This is a genomic window from Pseudomonas sp. NBRC 111132 (assembly GCF_001320565.1).
GTDB lineage: Bacteria > Pseudomonadota > Gammaproteobacteria > Pseudomonadales > Pseudomonadaceae > Aquipseudomonas > Aquipseudomonas putida_P.
Genome location: NZ_BCBI01000020.1, coordinates 39,010 through 59,964, shown reverse-complemented (window position 1 = coordinate 59,964; position 20,955 = coordinate 39,010). Strand labels below are relative to the sequence as shown.

General features: G+C 62.2%; 17 protein-coding genes. 10 read left to right on the top strand and 7 right to left on the bottom strand.

Annotation, left to right across the window (positions count from 1 at the left end):
- Positions 1–6: 6 nt before the first annotated feature.
- Positions 7–1,185 carry an amino acid ABC transporter permease gene (locus APH35_RS11970; RefSeq protein ID WP_012274090.1) on the bottom strand — a complete coding sequence of 393 codons (1,179 nt, stop codon included), beginning with the start codon at positions 1,183–1,185 and terminating at the stop codon, positions 7–9.
- A gap of 67 nt (positions 1,186–1,252) precedes the next feature.
- The gene (locus APH35_RS11965; protein WP_012274091.1) at positions 1,253–2,281 is read right to left on the bottom strand and encodes an amino acid ABC transporter substrate-binding protein; all 1,029 of its coding nucleotides are present in this window, start codon (positions 2,279–2,281) and stop codon (positions 1,253–1,255) included.
- Positions 2,282–2,613: 332 nt separating this feature from the next.
- On the opposite strand from APH35_RS11965, the gene APH35_RS11960 reads away from it, so the two are divergent.
- The gene (locus APH35_RS11960; protein WP_012274092.1) at positions 2,614–3,270 is read left to right on the top strand and encodes an alpha/beta hydrolase; all 657 of its coding nucleotides are present in this window, start codon (positions 2,614–2,616) and stop codon (positions 3,268–3,270) included.
- A 101-nt stretch (positions 3,271–3,371) separates the two neighbouring features.
- Positions 3,372–4,841: an ATP-dependent RNA helicase RhlB gene (gene rhlB, locus APH35_RS11955; protein ID WP_012274093.1), complete on the top strand. Its 1,470-nt coding sequence runs from the start codon at positions 3,372–3,374 to the stop codon at positions 4,839–4,841.
- A 163-nt stretch (positions 4,842–5,004) separates the two neighbouring features.
- Here rhlB and moaE read toward each other — a convergent pair whose 3' ends face one another.
- The 5 genes from moaE to APH35_RS11930 form a co-directional block, all read right to left on the bottom strand.
- Entirely contained in the window at positions 5,005–5,451 is a 447-nt protein-coding gene (gene moaE, locus APH35_RS11950) for a molybdopterin synthase catalytic subunit MoaE (RefSeq protein ID WP_060514850.1), read from the bottom strand.
- A 2-nt stretch (positions 5,452–5,453) separates the two neighbouring features.
- Complete coding sequence (gene moaD, locus APH35_RS11945; RefSeq protein WP_060493259.1) at positions 5,454–5,699, bottom strand: molybdopterin converting factor subunit 1; 246 nt, start codon at positions 5,697–5,699, stop codon at positions 5,454–5,456.
- Positions 5,699–6,169, bottom strand: a complete 471-nt coding sequence (gene moaC, locus APH35_RS11940) for a cyclic pyranopterin monophosphate synthase MoaC (protein ID WP_016489004.1) — start codon at positions 6,167–6,169, stop codon at positions 5,699–5,701. The genes moaD and moaC overlap by 1 nt, the downstream gene beginning before the upstream one ends.
- Positions 6,170–6,275: 106 nt before the next feature.
- Positions 6,276–7,670 (bottom strand): PhoH family protein, encoded by a 1,395-nt coding sequence (locus APH35_RS11935; protein ID WP_060514849.1) that lies wholly within the window; start codon positions 7,668–7,670, stop codon positions 6,276–6,278.
- A 281-nt stretch (positions 7,671–7,951) separates the two neighbouring features.
- Positions 7,952–9,079 carry a polysaccharide deacetylase family protein gene (locus tag APH35_RS11930; RefSeq protein ID WP_060514848.1) on the bottom strand — a complete coding sequence of 376 codons (1,128 nt, stop codon included), beginning with the start codon at positions 9,077–9,079 and terminating at the stop codon, positions 7,952–7,954.
- Between the two features lie 137 nt (positions 9,080–9,216).
- On the opposite strand from APH35_RS11930, the gene yaaA reads away from it, so the two are divergent.
- From yaaA to APH35_RS11890, 8 genes are all read left to right on the top strand, one after another.
- Positions 9,217–9,996 (top strand): peroxide stress protein YaaA, encoded by a 780-nt coding sequence (gene yaaA / locus APH35_RS11925; RefSeq protein WP_060514847.1) that lies wholly within the window; start codon positions 9,217–9,219, stop codon positions 9,994–9,996.
- An 804-nt stretch (positions 9,997–10,800) separates the two neighbouring features.
- Positions 10,801–12,117, top strand: coding sequence for a nucleotide sugar dehydrogenase (locus tag APH35_RS11920; protein WP_012274100.1), 1,317 nt, complete (start codon positions 10,801–10,803; stop codon positions 12,115–12,117).
- A 75-nt stretch (positions 12,118–12,192) separates the two neighbouring features.
- On the top strand, positions 12,193–13,674 hold the full coding sequence (locus APH35_RS11915) for a glycosyltransferase family 2 protein (RefSeq protein ID WP_041166586.1): 1,482 nt from the start codon (positions 12,193–12,195) through the stop codon (positions 13,672–13,674).
- 37 nt (positions 13,675–13,711) lie between these two features.
- Complete coding sequence (locus APH35_RS11910) at positions 13,712–14,878, top strand: alginate biosynthesis protein Alg44 (RefSeq protein WP_012274102.1); 1,167 nt, start codon at positions 13,712–13,714, stop codon at positions 14,876–14,878.
- 12 nt (positions 14,879–14,890) lie between these two features.
- Complete coding sequence (gene algK / locus APH35_RS11905; protein ID WP_012274103.1) at positions 14,891–16,441, top strand: alginate biosynthesis TPR repeat lipoprotein AlgK; 1,551 nt, start codon at positions 14,891–14,893, stop codon at positions 16,439–16,441.
- Positions 16,438–17,916 (top strand): alginate export family protein, encoded by a 1,479-nt coding sequence (locus tag APH35_RS11900; protein WP_012274104.1) that lies wholly within the window; start codon positions 16,438–16,440, stop codon positions 17,914–17,916. Before algK ends, APH35_RS11900 begins: the two co-directional genes overlap by 4 nt.
- Before the next feature lie 22 nt (positions 17,917–17,938).
- A complete protein-coding gene (algG, locus tag APH35_RS11895; RefSeq protein ID WP_012274105.1) occupies positions 17,939–19,498 on the top strand; it encodes a mannuronan 5-epimerase AlgG in 1,560 nt (519 codons plus the stop codon).
- 13 nt (positions 19,499–19,511) lie between these two features.
- Complete coding sequence (locus APH35_RS11890; protein WP_012274106.1) at positions 19,512–20,951, top strand: alginate O-acetyltransferase; 1,440 nt, start codon at positions 19,512–19,514, stop codon at positions 20,949–20,951.
- Positions 20,952–20,955: the final 4 nt, after the last annotated feature.

Here is a 20,955-nt window from a genome sequence, read left to right as displayed (position 1 = left end):
GTATCCTCACCGCTCGATCAGCGCAATGCGCTTGTTGTACCAGTTCATCAGCAGCGAAATGCTGATGCTGATGGCGAGATAGACACTCATGGTGATGGCGATCACCTCGATGGCCTGGCCGGTCTGGTTGAGCACGGTACCGGCGAACAGTGAGACCATTTCCGGGTAGCCGATACCGGCCGCCAGCGACGAGTTCTTCGCAAGGTTCAGGTACTGGCTGGTCAGCGGCGGAATGATCACCCGCAGTGCCTGGGGGATGATCACCTTGCGCAGGGTCGGGCCCTCGCGCAGGCCGAGCGAACGGGCGGCTTCGGTCTGGCCATGGCTGACCGAACGGATGCCGGAACGCACGATTTCAGCGATGAAAGCTGCCGTATAAATAGTCAGCGCCAAGGTCAGCGCCAGCAGTTCGGGGATCAATACCCAGCCACCGACGAAGTTGAAGCCCTTCAGCTGCGGTACTTCCCAGGTCACCGGGCTGCCGAACAACAGCACGCTCAAGCCCGGGATGGCGATCAACAGCGCCAGCCCTGCCCAGAACTTGTGGAACGGCACGCCAGTCTCGTCAAAGCGTTTGTTGGCCATGCGCACCATCACGGCAATGGCCGCGATTGCCACCACCACGGCCACTGCAAACGGCCAGAAACCATCGGCCATGGAGGCGCCCGGCATGTTCAGGCCACGGTTGCTGATGAAGAACATATCGTCGATGTTGATGCTGCCCCGTGGGCCTGGCAGGGTCAGGAACACGGCGAAATACCAGAACAGGATCTGCAACAGCGGCGGGATATTGCGGAAGGTTTCCACATACACGGTCGCCAGCTTGTTGATCATCCAGTTTGGCGACAGCCGCGCCACACCGATGATGAAGCCCAGGATCGTCGCCAGGATGACACCGATGAAGGTCACCAGCAGGGTATTGAGCAGGCCGATGACGAACACCCGCGCATAGCTGTCGGATTCCACGTAGGGGATCAGGTGCTGGGCGATGCCGAAGCCGGCACTGCGGTCCAGAAAGTCGAAGCCCGACGTGATGCCTCGGTGCTGCAGGTTGGTTTGCGTGTTGTGGAACAGGTACCAGCCCAGACCGACCACGAAGACGATCGTGAGAATCTGGAACAGCCACGCGCGCACACGCGGATCGTTAAGGGACAAGCCCTTGGGTGCGCCGATTTGATTTTGCATGAAGTGCCCCGGACAGTAGGGATTCGAACAGCCTGCGGCGGCGGGATGCCGCCGCAGGGTGCAACCATCAGCGCACAGGTGGCGCGTACTGGATGCCGCCGTTGTTCCACAGGGCGTTCATGCCACGGTCGATCTTCAGGTCGGTGCTCTGGCCCAGGTTCTTCTCGAACACTTCGCCGTAGTTGCCGACTTGCTTGACGATCTGCACTACCCAGTCTTTGGGCAGTTTGAGGTCCTTGCCGTACTCGCCATCCCCACCCAGCAGGCGGGCGACGTCCGGGTTCTTGGTGGCCTTGGCCTCAGCTTCGACGTTCTTCGAGGTGATGCCCGCCTCTTCGGCGTTGAGCATGGCGAACAGGGTCCATTTGACGATGCTGAACCACTCCTCGTCGCCCTTGCGCACTACCGGGCCCAATGGCTCCTTGGAGATGGTTTCCGGCAGCACCACGTAGTCGGTCGGTGCGGCCAGCTTGGAGCGCTGGGCGAACAGCTGCGACTTGTCCGAAGTCAGCACGTCGCAACGGCCGGACTCCAGCGACTTGGCGCTTTCGTCGGACGTGTCGAAGGTGATCGGGGTGTACTTCAGGTTATTGGCGCGGAAGAAGTCCGATACGTTCAGCTCGGTGGTGGTACCGGCCTGGATGCAGATGGTCGCGCCATCGAGCTCCTTGGCGCTGGAAACACCCAGCTTCTTGTTGACCAGGAAGCCGACGCCGTCATAGTAGGTGACACCGGCGAACACCAGGCCCATGCCCGCATCGCGCGAGCTGGTCCAGGTGGTGTTGCGCGACAGCACGTCGACTTCGCCCGATTGCAGGGCGGTGAAGCGTTCCTTGGCGTTGAGCTGGCTGAACTTGACCTTGGTGGCATCGCCAAACACGGCGGCGGCCACGGCACGGCAGACATCGGCGTCGATACCGACGATCTTGCCCTGTGCATCAGGTACCGAGAAGCCTGGAAGACCGTCGCTCACGCCACACTGGACGAAGCCCTTTTTCTTTACCGCATCGAGGGTGGCGCCGGCCTGGGCATTGCTCACGGCGCCCAGCGCGGCGGCAGCGGTCAGGACTGCCAGGGTGGTTTTCAACATCTTCATTCACAACCTCCAAATCGCTCTTGTTGTATCGAGCCGGAATTGCACCGCACCCTTTTGAGGCGTATCCGACCCGTATTGGCTTGTTATTGGGTCAATTGGCGCAATGGACTGTTCTGTGACAGCCTTCGCGTGCAAAGGGTGTTACCGTCACGGCTTGCCCTTTGCATCACAGGTTGAATTGCAAAGGGCGTACCAGATTCTTTGGCTGTAGCGTTTAAGCGCTCGTCAAGTAGGGAAAGTTGTATCGTTGCGACATTCTTTTTCCGACAATCATTTCCCGTGCCTTCTTTTCACGCACGCCATAACAAGACACGCACATTTTCGGAGCAGTCATGACCAACCCGCTGATTCTCGAACCACAGAAAACCGCTGACGCCTGTGTGATCTGGTTGCACGGTCTGGGGGCCGATCGTTACGACTTCCTACCTGTGGCCGAATTCATGCAGGAGCGCCTGCTCAGCACCCGCTTCATCATGCCCCAGGCGCCAACCCGCCCCGTGACCATCAACGGCGGCTACGCCATGCCCAGCTGGTACGACATCAAGGCCATGACCCCAGCCCGCGCCATCGACGAAGCTCAGCTGGAGGAGTCGGCCGAGCAAGTGGTTGCCCTGATCAAGGCCGAGCAGGCCAAAGGCATCAACCTGTCGCGGATCTTCCTGGCCGGTTTCTCCCAGGGTGGTGCAGTGGTGCTGCACACTGCCTATATAAAGTGGCAAGAAGCACTGGGCGGGGTGATCGCCCTGTCCACCTACGCCCCCACCTTCAACGACCAGCACCAGTTGAGTGCCTGCCAGCAACGCACCCCGGCCCTGTGCCTGCATGGGGTGCACGACCCGGTAGTGATCCCGTCCATGGGCCGCACCGCCTTCGAGTACCTGAACACCTGGGGCGTCGCCGCCCGCTGGCACGAGTACCCGATGGAGCACGAAGTGGTAGTCGAAGAGCTGAACGACATTCACGAATGGCTGGCCAAGCAACTGCAATAAGCCGCGACCGCCTGTAGTTGTAGGGCTATTCCACTACGCCGCGCCCGAATCTTGCATTACACTGCCCGGCGTACATTCCTTAACCAGTTGATGAGACGATCGTGCTCAAGGCACTCAAGAAAATATTCGGCAAGGGAGACGCCGCGCCACAGGCCGTCGCTCCTGCTGCCAGCGTGACGCCACCGGCGCCCACGCCCGCCAGCGAGCCCCGGCCCGCAGCCAAACCGGCCGCCCCGCGCGCCAACCCCACCCCCAAGGCTGAGCGGCCTGCCGCCGTTACGCCAGCGCCAGCAGCCGAGAAGCCGGCCAAGGACAAACCGCGTCGCGAGCGCAAGCCCAAACCGCAGGCCAGCCTATGGAAGCCCGAAGACTTCGTGGTCGAGCCGCAGGAAGGCAAAACCCGTTTCCACGACTTCAAGCTGTCCAACGAGCTGATGCACGCCATCCACGACCTGGGCTTCCCATACTGCACGCCGATTCAGGCGCAGGTACTGGGTTACACCCTGCGTGGCCAGGACGCCATCGGCCGGGCCCAGACCGGTACCGGCAAGACCGCCGCATTCCTGATCTCGATCATTTCCCAGTTGCAGCAAACGCCCCCGCCCAAGGAACGCTACATGGGCGAACCGCGCGCGCTGATCATCGCCCCTACCCGCGAGCTGGTGGTGCAGATCGCCAAGGACGCCGCGGCCCTGACCAAGTACACCGGCCTGAACGTGATGAGCTTCGTCGGTGGCATGGACTTCGACAAGCAGCTCAAGGCCCTGGAAGCGCGCCACTGCGATATCCTGGTGGCCACCCCGGGCCGCCTGCTGGACTTCAATCAGCGCGGCGAGGTGCACCTGGACATGGTCGAGGTGATGGTGCTGGACGAAGCCGACCGCATGCTCGACATGGGCTTCATCCCCCAGGTTCGCCAGATCATTCGCCAGACGCCGCCGAAGAGCGAGCGCCAGACCCTGCTGTTCTCCGCCACCTTCACCGACGACGTGATGAACCTGGCCAAGCAGTGGACCACCAACCCGGCCATCGTCGAGATCGAACCGGAAAACGTCGCCAGCGAAACGGTCGAGCAGCATGTGTATGCCGTGGCCGGCAGCGACAAGTACAAGCTGCTGTACAACCTGGTGACCCAGAACAAGTGGGAACGGGTAATGGTGTTCGCCAACCGCAAGGACGAAGTGCGGCGTATCGAAGAAAAGCTGGTGCGTGACGGCATCAATGCCGCCCAGCTGTCGGGCGACGTGCCGCAACACAAGCGCATCCGTACCCTGGAGAGCTTCCGTGAAGGGCGCATCACCGTGCTGGTGGCGACCGACGTGGCGGGGCGTGGTATTCACATCGATGGTATCAGCCATGTGATCAACTTCACCCTGCCGGAAGACCCGGACGACTACGTGCACCGCATTGGCCGAACTGGCCGTGCGGGGAGCAGTGGTGTGTCGATCAGCTTTGCCGGTGAGGATGATTCCTACCAGTTGCCGGCGATCGAAGAACTGCTGGGGCGCAAGATCAAGTGTGAAATGCCGCCGGATGAGCTGTTGAAGCCGGTGCCGCGCAAGCACCACTGATTACCCGAAATGCTAACGCCGTCCCTGTAGGAGCGGCCTTGTGTCGCGAAAGGGCCGCGCAGCGGCCCCAAAGATTTCATCTTTAATGCAGCTATTGCCGGGGCCGCTTTGCGGCCCTTTCGCGACACAAGGCCGCTCCTACAGGGAATCGGTGCAACCTTGACTACCAGCGCCCCGCCGCATCCTGGTCACTCTGCTTCCCTTCCACCCAACGCGGCCCTTCCTGGGTATTTTCCTTCTTCCAGAACGGCGCCCGGGTCTTCAGGTAGTCCATGATGAAGTTGCAGGCATCGAACGCCGCCTGCCGATGGGCACTGGCCACACCGACGAACACGATCGGCTCGCCAGGCTCCAGCGCACCGATACGGTGCAGCACCTCCACCTTCAGCAGCGGCCAGCGCTGCTCGGCCTCGACCACGATCTTGGCCAGCGCCTTTTCGGTCATGCCGGGATAGTGTTCGAGGAACATCCCCGCCACTTCGCGGCCATCGTTGAAATCCCGCACATAGCCGACAAAGCCGACCGCCGCCCCCACGCCGACGTTGGCCGCATGCATGGCATTGACCTCGGCCCCCGGGTCGAACGCGCCTTCCTGCACTCGCACTGCCATGTTCAGCCTCCGGTCACCGGCGGGAAGAATGCCACTTCATCACCCTCTTCCAGTGGCTCATCCAGCTTGCACAGCTCTTCGTTGCGCGCGCACATCAGGTTCTGCTCGGCCAGCACTTCGTACTGCCCGCCCTTGGCCACCAACGCCTGGCGCACATCGTCGAGCACCTTGAACGCCCCCTCCACACGTTCGGCATCCACGCCCAACAGCTCGCGGTAACGGGCGAAGTACATCACCTTGATCTTCATTACGCCTGCACCTTGTAGTGACCGCTCTTGCCGCCGAGCTTTTCCAGCAGGCGCACTTGCTCGATGACCATGCCTTTGTCCACCGCCTTGCACATGTCATAGATCGTCAGCGCCGCCACACTGGCTGCGGTCAACGCTTCCATCTCCACACCGGTCTGCCCCGCCAGCTTGCAACGGGCGACGATACGCACAGCGTCCTGGCCCTCGGCACTGAGTTCGACCTTGACGCTGGTCAGCATCAATGGGTGGCACAGCGGGATCAGGTCGCTGGTCTTCTTCGCCGCCTGGATCCCGGCAATGCGCGCCACGGCGAACACGTCGCCTTTGGGGTGTTCACCGTCGACGATCATCTGCAACGTCTGCGGCAACATGCGCACCCGCGCCTCGGCGGTGGCCTCGCGCTCGGTCACGGCCTTTTCAGTGACGTCGACCATGTTGGCCCGCCCCTGGGAATCAAGATGTGTCAGCACTGCTCTGCTCCTGTGAAGGGAACAGCCAGTGTAAACCCGTGGGTCAGGTTTGAGCAGAGGGTTTGACCGCGAAGAGGCCGGGCGGCGAACCGCCCGGCGGCAAGGGTTACAGATGCGACTCGGCGTACTCGGCCAGCACCGAGCGTGGCACGCCCTGCAGGGTGATGTGCACGCCGTGGGGGAAGTCCTTGAAACGCTCGGTCAGGTAGGTCAGGCCCGAGCTGGTCGCGGACAGGTAGGGGGTGTCGATCTGCGCCAGGTTGCCCAGGCAGACCACCTTGGAACCGGAGCCGGCACGGGTAATGATGGTTTTCATCTGATGCGGCGTCAGGTTCTGGCACTCGTCGATCAGGATCAGGCTTTGCTGGAAGCTGCGGCCACGGATGTAGTTCAGCGACTTGAACTGCAACGGCACGCGTTCGAGGATGTACTCGACGCTGCCATGGGTACTTTCGTCATCCATGTGCAAGGCTTCGAGGTTGTCGGTGATAGCGCCCAGCCACGGCTCCATTTTCTCCGCTTCGGTACCCGGCAGGAAGCCGATCTCCTGGTCCAGCCCCTGCACGCTGCGGGTGGCGATGATGCGCCGGTAGCGCTTGCTGACCATGGTCTGCTCGATGGCCGCAGCCAGGGCCAGGATGGTCTTGCCGGAGCCTGCGGCGCCGGTCAGGTTGACCAGGTGGATGTCCGGGTCGAGCAAGGCGAACAGCGCCAGGCTTTGGTGGATGTCGCGTGGTTTCAGGCCCCAGGCTTCCTGGTGCAGCAGCGGTTCCTGGTGCAAGTCGAGCAGCAGCAGTTCGTCGTTGCGGATGCCCTTGATCCAGCCGACGAAGCCCTGCTCATCGATGATGAACTCGTTGATATGCACGGCTGGCAAGTTGTCGATCATCTGCACCCGATGCCAGGTACGGCCACGCTCCTGGCGGGTATCGACCTTGCTGACGCGGTCCCAGAACGAGCCGGTGACCGAGTGGTAACCCTTGGACAGCAAAGACACGTCATCGACCAACTGGTCGGTGCTGTAGTCCTCGGCCGCAATGCCACAGGCGCGCGCCTTCAGGCGCATGTTGATGTCTTTGGTGACCAGCACCACGTCCAACTCGGTGCGCCGGCTGCGTACGTCGAGCAGGGTGTTGATGATGATGTTGTCGTTGAGGTTTTCCGGCAGCAACTTGCTGGGCTCGTTGCGCGGGCTCATCAGGATCGACAGGAAGCCCTTGGGCCCGCTTTTGTTGCGCTGGATCGGCACGCCCTGCTCGACATCGCTGGGCGAAGCGTCACCAAGGGTCTGGTCGATCAGGCGGATGGCCTGCCGACATTCGGCGGCGATGGTCTGTTTACCGGTCTTGAGCTTGTCGAGTTCCTCCAGCACCGTCATCGGAATGGCGACATGGTGCTCCTCGAAGTTCAGTAATGCGTTGGGGTCGTGAATCAGGACGTTGGTATCGAGCACATAGAGGATTGGCTTGCTGGAGGAAGGGTTGCGTCCTTGGTCATCCATACTCGGTCACCTTATGTCGAAGCCATACGGCGCGGTCTGTTGCGCCGCAAAGTGACTGCCGCTGTTCCCGTATCCGCGTTGTTACGGGCGGGAAGCGAACCTGGCAAGGTGGGCCTGGATGACGCCACCTGTGCTGCAGGAATCGGCTGTCTGGTTTCTTCATACCGCAAAAACCATGACCAAAAAAAGCATTTTTACGTGTTTTTGAACTTTATTTTTCTGATTGACGAAGCCCTCTTGGCGGCAGGGCCAGAGGGGTCTACGCTCAGAAGTCATACCCTCTATTCGCTATATCCATATTCTCGGCAACTCTCCCAGCCAATCCCGCTCTGGGCGGTATTGCGCAGCACCCATTCCACCGCCGGCTGCGCCTTGGGCAGGCTGTCATGGAACTGGATCACGCCCTTGCGCCACAGCAGCATCAGGGTCAGTACACGCTGCGCCGACGCCTCTGCGCTCAGTGCGCCGTCATCCTGGGCATCGATATCCCATAACGATACCCGCAGCTGTTGGCTGGCCATGAACGCCTCGCCGTCGGCCCGGCGCTGGCCATAAGGCGGGCGGAACAGCGGCACATACTGTTCCGGCAAGTCGGCCTGCACCCGCGCCTGGCTGCGCCGCAGCGAATCCTGCCAGTCGGTCCACTGCGCATGGGAGCGGTACTCCCAACCCTGGATGCCCACGCACTGGCCGCCATAGAGCCGGCGCAAGGCGTTCGCAGCCCCGCCATCCCGGCGTTGCTGCAGACGGTTGCCGAGCACGAAGAACGTGCCTTCGAGCTTCTGCCGGCGCAAGTAATCGGTGAGTAAATCGGTACTGCCACTCTCAGGCCCGGGCCCGCCGACGAAGGTCAGCAGGAACATACGGTCGTTCAATTCGTCGCCATTGCGCTCGCGCGAAGACAACCGCTCGATTTCGCTACTGGTCTGCGGCAACAACGCCGCCTTGCGCAGCTGCTCGTCCAGATAGCGCACATGAAACTGATGGCTTGGCTCGACCCAACCGGTATAGAACGTGCCGACATCAGCAGCGAACGTGGCTGCCTGCGTGCGCAACTCCGCCATCGACGTAACCGGGTAGCAGAACGACGCGTCCTGCTCGCAACTGCGCTGCGCCTGTTGATAACCTGCCGACAACCGCTGCCACATACGTGCCCGCACCTGGCGCACCTTCTGCAGGTTGATCTGCCGCAGCCCCAGCCTCGCCGCCAGCGCCGAGTCATCCAGCAACTCGCTTTCGTGTAGCACCTGGGCGAACGAAAGAATTTCCGCCCGCGAGGCCACGTCGAACAGCGCCGGGCTGTTCAGTTGCTCGGGCCACAGGCTGCGGTCCAGGCTGACCTGGGGTGAAGGGGCGGCTTGCACGGCCAGGCTCAGCAGAGCGGCCAGCAAGGCAAAGGCAGTGCGCACGGTCGAAGGCTCCGCAACGGCAAAACGCGAACTATAGCGCCTGCATCGGCCATGGTCTGTGACTATCGTCGCCATAGTTTGGACTTGCACCGCCCAGCCCGTAGAATCCTCGGCCAACGATGCCAGGAGCCGACCCGATGCTGACGGTGATTTCCCCCGCCAAGACCCTCGACTACGACACCCCGCCGGTAACCGAGCGTTTCACCCTGCCCCAGTACCTGGATGACTCCCAGGCGCTGATCCAGCAGCTGCGCGATCTGTCGCCAGCGCAGATCAGCGAACTGATGCACCTGTCCGACAAGCTCGCGGGCCTGAATGCCGCTCGTTTCGGCAGCTGGACCCCAGACTTCACCCCCGCCAATGCCAAACAGGCGCTGCTGGCGTTCAAGGGTGACGTGTACACCGGCCTCGACGCCGAAAGCCTGGCTGAAGACGACTTCAGTTACGCACAAGACCACCTGCGCATGCTTTCTGGCCTGTACGGCCTGCTGCGCCCGCTGGACCTGATGCAGCCCTACCGCCTGGAAATGGGCACCAAGCTGGCCAACGCACGCGGCAAGGACCTGTACGCCTTCTGGGGCACACGCATCAGCGAATGGCTGAACGAGGCCCTGGCCGAACAGGGTGATGACGTGCTGCTGAACCTGGCCAGCAATGAGTACTTCAGCGCGGTGAAACGCAGCGCGCTGAAGGCCCGGGTGATCAATGTCGATTTCAAGGACCTGAAGAACGGCCAGTACAAGATCATCAGCTTCTACGCCAAGAAAGCCCGCGGCATGATGAGCCGCTTCGTCATCCAGCAGCGCATCAGCGACCCAGAGCAGCTCAAGCAGTTCGATGTGCAGGGCTATTACTACAGTGCCGAGCAGTCCAAGCCGGACCATCTGGTGTTCCTGCGCGATCACCCTGCCGATTAAGCCTGCAAAGCCCTCTTCGCGGGCGTGTCCGCGAAGGGGCCATCAGCCAAGCCCCATCCCCTCCGCCCTGCAACAGGGCACGATGCAAATCGCCATCACGCCATAAATCAGGCGCCAACAAATCGACACGCCTATCTTTATCGCCAAACGCCATAAGACCGTTCATACCTTTTTTGACGAATTTTGAAAAATATTTTCCGATACTGGCATAAAAACATCTCGTAACAGTTACACCCTTGATACACGGGGGTGAAACACCCGCGTGCTATCAAATTGAAACTGCCTACAACTGAATAAATATTTAGAAATCTTTCATCCGAGCGAAACCGGCTCAGGAACTTCTGCTAGGAGCAATCGCTCATAGTGCCGTAACGATTTTCCTGCCTGTGGGCTGTGAGAGATGACTTACAGATGACAATGGCAGGTATCCACTACCGTGCCCTTACAACTTCGACAGGTACTACGGGAACACCCCAAGACCGTGTCCATGCTGGAGATACGCGCCCCTTAAAAATCGTCCTAGTGGTTGATTTCAAAGGATTTATCCACTTGAAAAAACAAGCACAGCAACGCGCCAAGTAGCGCATTGCAATAAAGACGGCTGCATTTCAGGGCACGTTTTTTAATTGATGGCTTTTTACTGCCAACTTTGAGCGCATAACTTTTTGCGCTCCGGATTTATTTTGCCTGCGCTCGGCGAAGTGTGCATTCGCCATGGATCCGTGCGCCCGAAAACTGTTGTTAATCAACCCAGCCCGGCACTCTGCGGAGGCGCCGGCGTGATAAACACATGAGGTGATAGCGATGCGTATCAGCATCTTTGGTTTGGGTTATGTGGGTGCAGTCTGTGCAGGCTGCCTGACGGCGCGTGGCCATGAAGTGATCGGTGTGGACGTGTCCAGCACCAAGATCGACCTGATCAACCAGGGCAAGTCGCCCATCGTCGAACCTGGCCTGGAAGCACTGCTGCAACAGGGCATCGCCAATGGCCGCCTGCGTGGCACCACCGACTTCGCCGAAGCCATCCGTGCCAGCGATGTGTCGATGATCTGCGTGGGTACGCCCAGCAAGAAAAACGGCGACCTGGGCCTTGAGTACATCGAATCGGTGTGCCGTGAAATCGGCTACGTGCTGCGTGACACCACCCGCCGTCACACCATCGTGGTGCGCAGCACCGTGCTGCCGGGCACCGTCAAGAATGTGGTCATCCCGATCCTCGAAGACTGCTCGGGCAAAAAGGCCGGCGTCGACTTCGGTGTCGCGGTCAACCCGGAATTCCTGCGTGAAAGCACCGCCATCAAGGACTACGACCAGCCACCGATGACGGTTATCGGCGAACTGGACAGCGCCAGCGGCGACATCCTCCAGGCCCTGTACGAAGAGCTTGACGCCCCGGTCATCCGCAAGCCGATCGAGGTGGCCGAGATGATCAAGTACACCTGCAACGTGTGGCACGCCACCAAGGTCACCTTCGCCAACGAAATCGGCAACATTGCCAAGGCGGTAGGCGTTGATGGCCGTGAAGTGATGGACGTGGTCTGCCAGGACACGGTGCTGAACCTGTCCCAGTACTACATGCGCCCAGGTTTCGCCTTCGGCGGCTCGTGCCTGCCCAAGGACGTGCGTGCCCTCACCTACCGTGCTGCCAGTCTCGATGTGCGCGCACCGCTGCTCGACTCGCTGATGCGCAGCAACGAATCGCAGGTGCAGAACGCTTTCGAGCTGATCGAAGCCCACGACAAGCGCAAGGTCGCCCTGCTGGGCCTGAGCTTCAAAGCCGGCACCGACGACCTGCGCGAAAGCCCACTGGTCGAGCTGGCCGAGCGCCTGATCGGCAAGGGCTACCAGTTGGACATCTACGACGAGAACGTCCAGTACGCCCGCGTCCACGGCGCCAACAAGGACTACATCGAATCGAAGATCCCGCATGTGTCGTCGCTGCTCAATGCCAACTTCCAGCAGGTGATCGACAACGCCGACATCATCGTCCTCGGCAACCGTGACGAGCAGTTCCGCGCGCTGGCCCAGCAAGCGCCAGCTGGCAAGCAAGTAATCGACTTGGTCGGTTTCATGAGCAAACCAACCTGCACCACCAGCCGTACCGAAGGCATCTGCTGGTAAGTGCCTGACCGGGCAGCGCAAGCCCTCCCCACTTGCGCTGCCCACCCTCCCCCGAATTCTCGACGGATGCTGAACATGCAAAGGCTCCAGACCGTGCTGTTGCAGTGCGCCGGGTGGCTGCTCTACATGAGCCTGCTCATGCTGATCGCCCTGGCCCTGCCAGCCGATATCTTCGACTCGCAATCGAAGCACTTCATCTTCCTGGTCGGCGCAGTCGGCATCTGGCGCTATTCCATGGGCGCCACCCATTTCATCCGCGGCATGATCTTCCTCTACGGCGTGTACCCGTACCTGCGCCGCAAGGTGCAGAAAATGGGCACTGCTGCCGACCCGTCGCACGTTTACCTGATGGTGACCAGCTTCCGCATCGAAGCGCTGACCACCGCCCAGGTGTACAGCTCGGTGATCCGCGAGGCGATCAACTGCGGCTTCCCCACCACCGTGGTCTGCTCGCTGGTGGAAATGTCCGATGAGCTGCTGGTGAAAAGCCTGTGGGCCAAATACAACCCACCAGCCCATGTGAAGCTGGACATCGTGCGCATCGCCGGCACCGGCAAGCGCGATGGCCTGGCCTACGGCTTCCGCGCCATCTCACGCATGCTGCCGGACGAGAACGCCGTGGTGGCGGTGATCGACGGGGACACCGTGCTGGCCGATGGCGTGGTACGCAAGACCGTACCGTGGTTCAAGCTGTTCCCCAACGTCGGTGGCCTGACCACCAACGAATTCTGCGAGGTGCGCGGCGGCTACATCATGAGCGAGTGGCACAAGCTGCGCTTCGCCCAGCGCCACATCAACATGTGCTCGATGGCACTGAGCAAGCGCGTGCTGACCATGACCGGCCGCATGTCGATGTTCCGCGCCAGCGTGGTGACCAACCCCGAATTCATCGCCGATGTTGAAAGCGACTCGCTGATGCACTGGCGCCTGGGCCGCTTCAAGTTCCTCACCGGTGACGACAAGTCCAGCTGGTTCAGCCTGATGCGCCTGGGCTACGACACGTTCTACGTGCCGGACGCGGCCATCAACACGGTCGAGCACCCGCCGGAAAAAAGCTTCTTCAAAGCCAGCCGCAAGCTGATGTACCGCTGGTACGGCAACAACCTGCGGCAGAACTCCCGCGCACTGGGCCTGGGCCTGGGCCGCCTGGGGTTGTTCACCAGCATCGTGCTGTTCGACCAGCGTGTGTCGATGTGGACCAGCCTGCTGGGCCTGACCGTGGCGGTGATCGCCAGCCTCAAGTTCGGCCTGGCCTTCCTGCTGGTGTACCTGCTGTGGATCGGCATTACCCGCCTGATCCTCACCATCATGCTGCTGTGCTCCGGCCACAACGTAGGCCCGGCCTACCCGCTGATTCTCTATTACAACCAGATCATCGGCGCGCTGATGAAGATCTACGTGTTCTTCCGCCTCGACAAACAGTCGTGGACGCGTCAGCCCACTGCCCTCAAGCGTGACCTCGCCAGCTTTCAACAATGGTTCAACACCTGGTCCTCGCGGACCATGACCTTCTCGGCTGCCAGCATCTTCGTTGCTGTGCTGTTCATGGTCGTGTGAGCCCAACCCGGATCGGATCTAACAGGAACAAACCACCATGAATACCGCCGTGAACGTCAATGTCGTGCATGAGTCCGAAGCCCAGCGCCAACACGCCCGGGTACGCATTCCCGCCAAGCTGCGCTTCCTGGACGCCCAGCGCCAGACCCACGAAGTGAAGGTCGACGACCTTTCCGCCGGTGGCCTGAGCTTCCACACCAAGCAGCAGCTGACGGTAGGCGATGTACTGCGCGGGCGCCTGCAGTTCGTGGTCGACAACCTGGGCCTGTCGATCGACATCGAGTTCCAGGTGCGCTCGTACAACCCGGACAATGGCCGTACCGGCGCGCAGTTCCAGAACCTTGAACCACGCGACATCGCCACGCTGCGGCACATCATCACCAGCCACCTGTCCGGTGAGCTGATCAGCATCGGCGACGTGCTCAGTACCCTGCAGCGCGACAACTTCACCAAGGCGCGCAAGCAGAAGGACGGAGGTTCGGGCCTGAGCGCCTTCGGCCGGCTCAAGGCCGTTACCGTCACCCTCGGCGTGTTCGTGGTCGGCGTTGCAGCTTTTGGCTTCGTCGCCAAGTCGCTGTACGGCATGTACTTCGTCAGCCATGCCGAAGCGGGTGTGGTCGCGGTACCGACCACCACCGTCACCATGCCGCGCGACGGCACTGTGAGCAGCCTGGTCGAAAGTGGCGGGCAGATCGCCAAGGGCGCGCCACTGGCCAGCTTCACCACCAGCATGCTGGACATGCTCAAGGGCAACCTTGAAGACGCACAGCTGGAGCCGGCGAAGATCGAGGAGCTGTTCGGCAAGCAGCTGTCCGGCACCCTCACCAGCCCCTGCGATTGCGTGGTCGCCCGCCAGTTGGTGGACGATGGCCAGTACGCAGCCAAAGGCCAGGCGATCTTCCAGCTGATCCCGCGCACCACCACGCCGATGGTCGAGGCCCGCTTCAGCTACCGCCAGTTCGACGAGGTCAAGCCGGGTACCCGGGTCAACTTCCAGGTCGCCGGCGAAGACGAAGTGCGCACCGGCCAGATCGTCAGCAGCACCAGCCTCAACAGCGAAGACCTGTCCTCCGACATCCGCGTGCAGATCAAGCCTGACACTGGAATGCCCGCCGAACTGGCCGGCCGCCCGGCTTCGGTCAACAGCGACCGTGGCCCGTCTATGAACTGGCTGATCGACAAAGCAGTGGCCCGTGGGCTGTAAGAGGAACTTGCGATGACTAGCATGCCGCCGTTGCGAGGGCTTTGCCCTCGATCGCGACACAAGGCCGCTCCTACAGGGTCCGAGTCGTTCTCCCATCTGTCGCCTGGCACTCAACCTGTAGGAGCGGCCTTGCGTCGCGATCGAGCGCGCAGCGCTCGCCCATTCGCATGGTGCACACTCGCCCTGGCCATTACCCTGGCCGGCTGTGCCGGCCTGCCTGACCAGCGCCTGGCCAACGAAGCCATGAAGCGCGGCGACACGGCTTTGGCCGAGCGCAACTACAAGGCCCTGGCCGACCTGGGCTACAGCGAAGCACAAGTAGGCCTGGCAGACATCAAGGTGGCCACGCGCGACCCATCGCAAATCAAGGAAGCCGAGGCCACCTACCGCGCAGCGGCGGCCACTTCGCCCCGTGCCCAGGCGCGCCTTGGCCGCCTGCTGGTGGCCAAGCCCGACAGCACCCAGGCCGAACGCGAAGAAGCCGAAACCCTGCTCAAGCAGGCTGCGAAGCAGGGCGAAAGCAATACCCTGATTCCGCTGGCAATGCTCTACCTCAGCTACCCGCAGAGCTTCCCCAAGGTCAATGCGCAGCAGCAGATCGACCAATGGCGCGCCGCCGGCAACCCGGAAGCGGGCCTGGCCCAAGTGCTGCTGTACCGCACCCAGGGCACCTACGACCAGCACCTGGGCGACGTGGAGAAGATCTGCAAGGCCGCCCTGAACAGCACCGACATCTGCTACGTCGAACTGGCCACCGTGTACCAGAAGCGTGGCCAGGCCGACCAGCAAGCCGCCCTGCTCGCCCAGTTGAAGTCCGCCTACGCCCGTGGCGCGGTGCCGGCCACTCGGGTCGACAGTGTTGCCCGGGTGCTGGCCGACCGCAGCCTTGGCCAGACCGACGAGAAAACCGCCAAGGACCTGCTTGAGCAGGTGGCCCCCGCCAACCCGGCATCCTGGGTCAGCCTGGCGCAACTGCTGTACGACTTCCCCGAACTGGGCGATACCGACCAGCTAATGGCTTACATCGACAAGGGCCGCGAGGCCGAACAACCACGCGCCGAACTGTTGCTGGGCCGCCTGTACTACGAAGGCAAAACCCTGCCAGCCGACGCGAAAAAAGCCGAGCAGCACCTGCAAGCCGCCGCCGACGCTGGCGAAATCAGCGCCCATTACTACCTGGGCCAGCTGTACCGCCGTGGCTACCTGGGCAATGTCGAGCCGCAGAAAGCCGTCGATCACCTGCTGGCCGCCGCCCGTGGTGGGCAGAACAGCGCCGACTATGCCCTGGCCCAGCTGTTCAGCGAAGGCCACGGCATCCGCCCGCAACCGGGCAACGCCTGGGTGTTCGCCCAGCTGTCGCAGGCCAACCCGACGCCGCAATCGAGCGAACTGCTGCAGCAACTCGACCAGCAACTCACGCCTGACCAGCGCAGCCAGGCCCAGCAACTGTTGGGCCAGGAAAAGCGCGCACGCGGCAGCATGGCGCAGGGCGCGAACAGCACCCTGGCCCTCGAAGCCCTGCAAGACGACGAAAAAGAAGTAGACGGTGAGGACTCGCTATGACGCTCAATCCCTTCGTGAAAGCCGGCATCGGCCTGAGCTTCGCCCTGCTGTGGTCCTGCCCGACCCTGGCGGAAATGACCGCTGAAAAGAATTTTGGCCTGGACGTGAAAATCACCGGCCAGTCGGAAGACGACCGCGACCTGGGCACCCGCCCTGGCGGAGACGTCAACGGCCTGGGCCTGGACCTGCGCCCTTGGGTGTACGGCGAGCGCGGTAACTGGAGTGCCTATGCCATGGGCCAGGCCGTCGCCGCCACCGACACCATCGAAACCGACACCCTGCGCCAGAACGACGACGGCACCAGCACCGAAACCGGCGACGATAGCCGCCAGCCGGACAAAAGCTACCTGGCCATGCGCGAGTTCTGGGTCGGCTACAGCGGCCTCACCGCCTACCCCGGCGAGCAACTGCGCTTCGGCCGCCAGCGCCTGCGCAGCGACGATGGCATGTGGCGCGACACCAACATCGAAGCATTGAACTGGACCTTCGACACCACCCTGCTCAAGGCCGACCTGGGCGTGGCCCAGCGCTTCAGCGAGTACCGCACTGACCTCACCGAACTGGCCCCGGAAGACAAGGACCGCACCCACATCTACGGCAACGTCGCCACGCAGTGGACGCCTGGCCATTGGGTTGGCGTGCGGGCACACCATACGCACGACAGCGGCAGCCTGAAAAACCCCGGCGAAACCGTCGACGCGCTGGACAAGACCCGCACTGGCGACTTGACCTGGCTGGGCCTGGAAGCCAACAGCGACGCCTACAACTGGCGCAATGACCACACCGTCAACTACTGGGGTAGCGTCACCTGGCTGACCGGTGACCGCGACACCCTCAGCAGCCAGGCCGTCGGCAACGATCAGGTTGCCACCGGCAAGCAGAGCGGCGACGTCAATGCATGGGCCACCGACCTTGGCATTCGCCTGCGCCTGGACCCGCAATGGCAGGTCGGTGCGGCCTACGCCCGTGGCAGCGGCGGTGGTGGCGACGACGGCTCGAACAACTTCGAGCAGACCGGCCTTGAGAGCAACCGCTCCAACTTCACCGGCACCCGCTCGCGCGTGCACCGCTTCGGCGAAGCTTTCCGTGGCGAGCTGGGCAACTTGCAGGCAGCCACCCTGTTCGCCTCCTGGCAGCTGCGCGACGACTACGACGCCAGCCTGATTTACCACAAATTCTGGCGGGTCGACGGTAACCAGAACATCGGCTCCAGCGGCATCAACGCGGTGGTCAACGACAACGGCGTGAACCGCCCGCTGGTCGACGGCGAAAAAGACCTTGGCCAGGAAATGGACGTGGTCGTGACCAAGTACTTCAAGCAAGGCCTGCTGCCGGCATCGATGAGCCAGGCCATCGACGAGCCGTCCGCTCTGGTGCGCCTGCGTGCCGGTGTATTCAAGCCGGGCGATGCCTACGGCAAGGAAGCGGACTCGTACATGCACCGCGCCTTCGTCGATGTGATCTGGCGCTTCTGAGGCCGGTAGGGGACTGACCGTTATGAACCTTCACCCGCACTTACGTCACAGCCTGTTGGCCAGCGCCTTGCTGCTGGCCAGCGGCCTGGCCGCTGCCGCAGAACCCCAGGTGATCGCCAAGGAGCTGCAGCAGGCCAAGACCTACACAGTGGCCAGCGCACCGATCGAACCGCTGCAGATGGACCCGCCAAAGCTGCCCGACTTGACCGGTTTCACCGCCGAGGCGGTGCAGAAGAAGATCGACCGTAGCCACAAAGGCAAGGTCAGCCTGCGCCGCATGTTCCAGGAGGACACCCTCAAGGAGTTCGTCGGCGGCGACAACAAGGCAGCCGAGTGGGTGCAGCGCCAGCACGGCATTCCGCAGGCGATCTTCGTCGATGACGGCCATGTCGACCTGGTCGAGCTGAGCAAGAAGGTGCCCAAACAGTACCTCAGCGAAGTCGAGCCCGGTGTGTACCTGGCGCGCCTGCCGATCGTGGTCGGGCAAAAGGGCATCCTCGAGATCGACGGCAAGGTCAAGCAGCTGCGCCTGTCCCAGGAGGGCGGTTCGTTCCTGGTCAACGACGGCAAACTGTTCGTCACCGACACCCAGGTGACCGGCTGGCGGGAAAAGGACAATGGCCCGGCCACCTTCCGCTCGCCCAAGGAATTCCGCCCGTTCCTGCTGTCGTGGGGCGGCACCGAGACCTACATCGTCAACACCAGGATGGCCAGCTTCGGCTACGCCAAGTCCAAGTCGTATGGCGTGAGCATTTCGCAGTACACGCCGAACATGGCCAAGCGCATGGGCCGCCCGGAACCCACCGGCTGGATCATCGGCTCGGAATTCAGCGACATGTGGTACGGCTTCTATTGCTACGAAACCCAGGATTTCGTGGTCAAGGACAGCACCTACCGCGACAACATCGTCTACGGCATCGACCCGCACGACCGCTCGCACCGCCTGATCATCGCCGGCAACACGGTGTACGGCACCAAGAAGAAGCACGGCATCATCGTTTCGCGTGAGGTCAACGACAGCTGGATCATCAACAACAAGAGCTACGACAACAAGCTCTCGGGCGTAGTGATCGACCGTAACAGCGTCAACAACCTGGTGGCCTACAACGAGATTTACCGCAACCACACCGACGGCATCACCCTGTACGAAAGTGGCGACAACCTGATCTGGGGCAACAAGCTGATCAACAACCGCCGCCACGGCATCCGCGTGCGCAACAGCGTGAACATCCGTCTGTACGAAAACGTCGCCATGGCCAACGGCCTGGTCGGCGTGTACGGCCACATCAAGGACCTGTCCGACACCGACCGCGATATTGCCCTCGACCCGTTCGACACCAAGGTGTCGCTGATCGTGGTGGGTGGCGAGCTGGCGGCCAACGGCTCCGGCCCGCTGTCGATCGACTCGCCGCTGTCGGTCGAACTGTACAAGGTGTCCATGCTCGCCCCACGCAAGGCCAGCGGCATCAGCCTCAATGGCGTGCTGGGCGAGCGCCAGGACGAAATCCTCGACCTGCTGGTACGCCAGCAGAAGGCTGTGCTGATCGACCCGGTCGAACGCCAGACCGAAATGATCGATTAAGGAAGCCCAGACCATGACTCCACACCTGATGAAACTGCTGGGCCTGTCCGCCGCCCTTCTGGCGATCAGCCAGGGCGTGCGCGCCGAAGACGTCAAGGCCCCGACCTTCAGCGCCGAGCCCTGCTGCCAGCTGTGCCCCGAAGCGCACGATGCCAGCCGCTACACCACCCGCTACCAGCAGAACTTCACCACGCTGGTGCAGGCCAAGGGTGACTGGCTGTTCCGTACCCGCGAAGACCTGCGCACCGAGTTCACCACCACCCCGGCCGGCTACAAGCGCCTGCAACAAGTGCACGACGCGTTCAAGAAGCGTGGCGTGGAACTGGTGGTGGTGTACCAGCCAACCCGTGGCCTGGTGAACCGCAACATGCTTAACCCGGCCGAGAAAGCCGCCTTCGACTACCCAAAGGCCCTGGGCAACTACCAGGCCATGCTCAAGCGCTTCGCCAGCATGGGCTACAACGTGCCCGACCTGTCGCCGCTGACCAACGAGCAACTGGCCGCCGCCGACCAGGGCAAGGACTTCTACTTCCGTGGCGACCAGCACTGGACGCCCTATGGCGCCGAGCGCGCGGCAAAAATCGTGGCCGACACCGTGCACAAGATGCCGGCCTTCGAAGGCATACCGCGCAAGGAATTCGAGACCAAGAAGTCCGGGCGCATGGGCAAGACCGGCACGCTGCATAACGTAGCCGGCCAGCTGTGCGGCACCAGCTACGCGGTGCAGTACATGGACCAGTTCGCCACCGAGCCGAAAGGTTCGAGCGGCGGCGACGACCTGTTCGGTGACGGCGGCAACGCGCAGATCACCCTGGTCGGCACCAGCCACAGTGGCAAGAACTACAACTTCTCGGGCTTCCTCGAGCAATACATCGGCGCCGACGTGCTCAACGTTGCCTTCCCTGGCGGTGGCCTGGAGGGCTCGATGATCCAGTACCTGGGCAGCGAGGAATTCCAGAAGCACCCGCCGAAGATCCTGGTGTGGGAGTTCTCCCCGCTGTACCGCCTGGACCAGGAAACCATCTGGCGGCAAATCCTTGGCCTGCTCGATGACGGCTGCGACGACCGCCCTGCCCTGATGAGCGCCAGCACCACCCTCAAGCCCGGCAAGAACGAGCTGATGGTCAACGGCAAGGGCGGCGTGATCAAAGACTTGATCAACCGCAACCTGCAGATGGACGTGAAGTTCGAAGACCCGTCGGTGAAGGTGTTGCAAGCCACCCTCTGGTACCTCAACGGCCGCCACGAGGACATCAAGCTGGAAAAACCGGAAACCTCCGACACCGACGGCCGCTTCGTCTTCCAAATGCGTGAAGACGAAGACTGGGCCAGCCAGGGCCTGCTGGCGTTCGAGGTACAGGGGCCGGAAAGCGGCACCCAGAAGGTCGAGGCCAAGCTCTGCAAACGCAACAACTTCGCCGTGCCTGCGCAGACCGCGCAGGCCGGCCAGTGAGGCG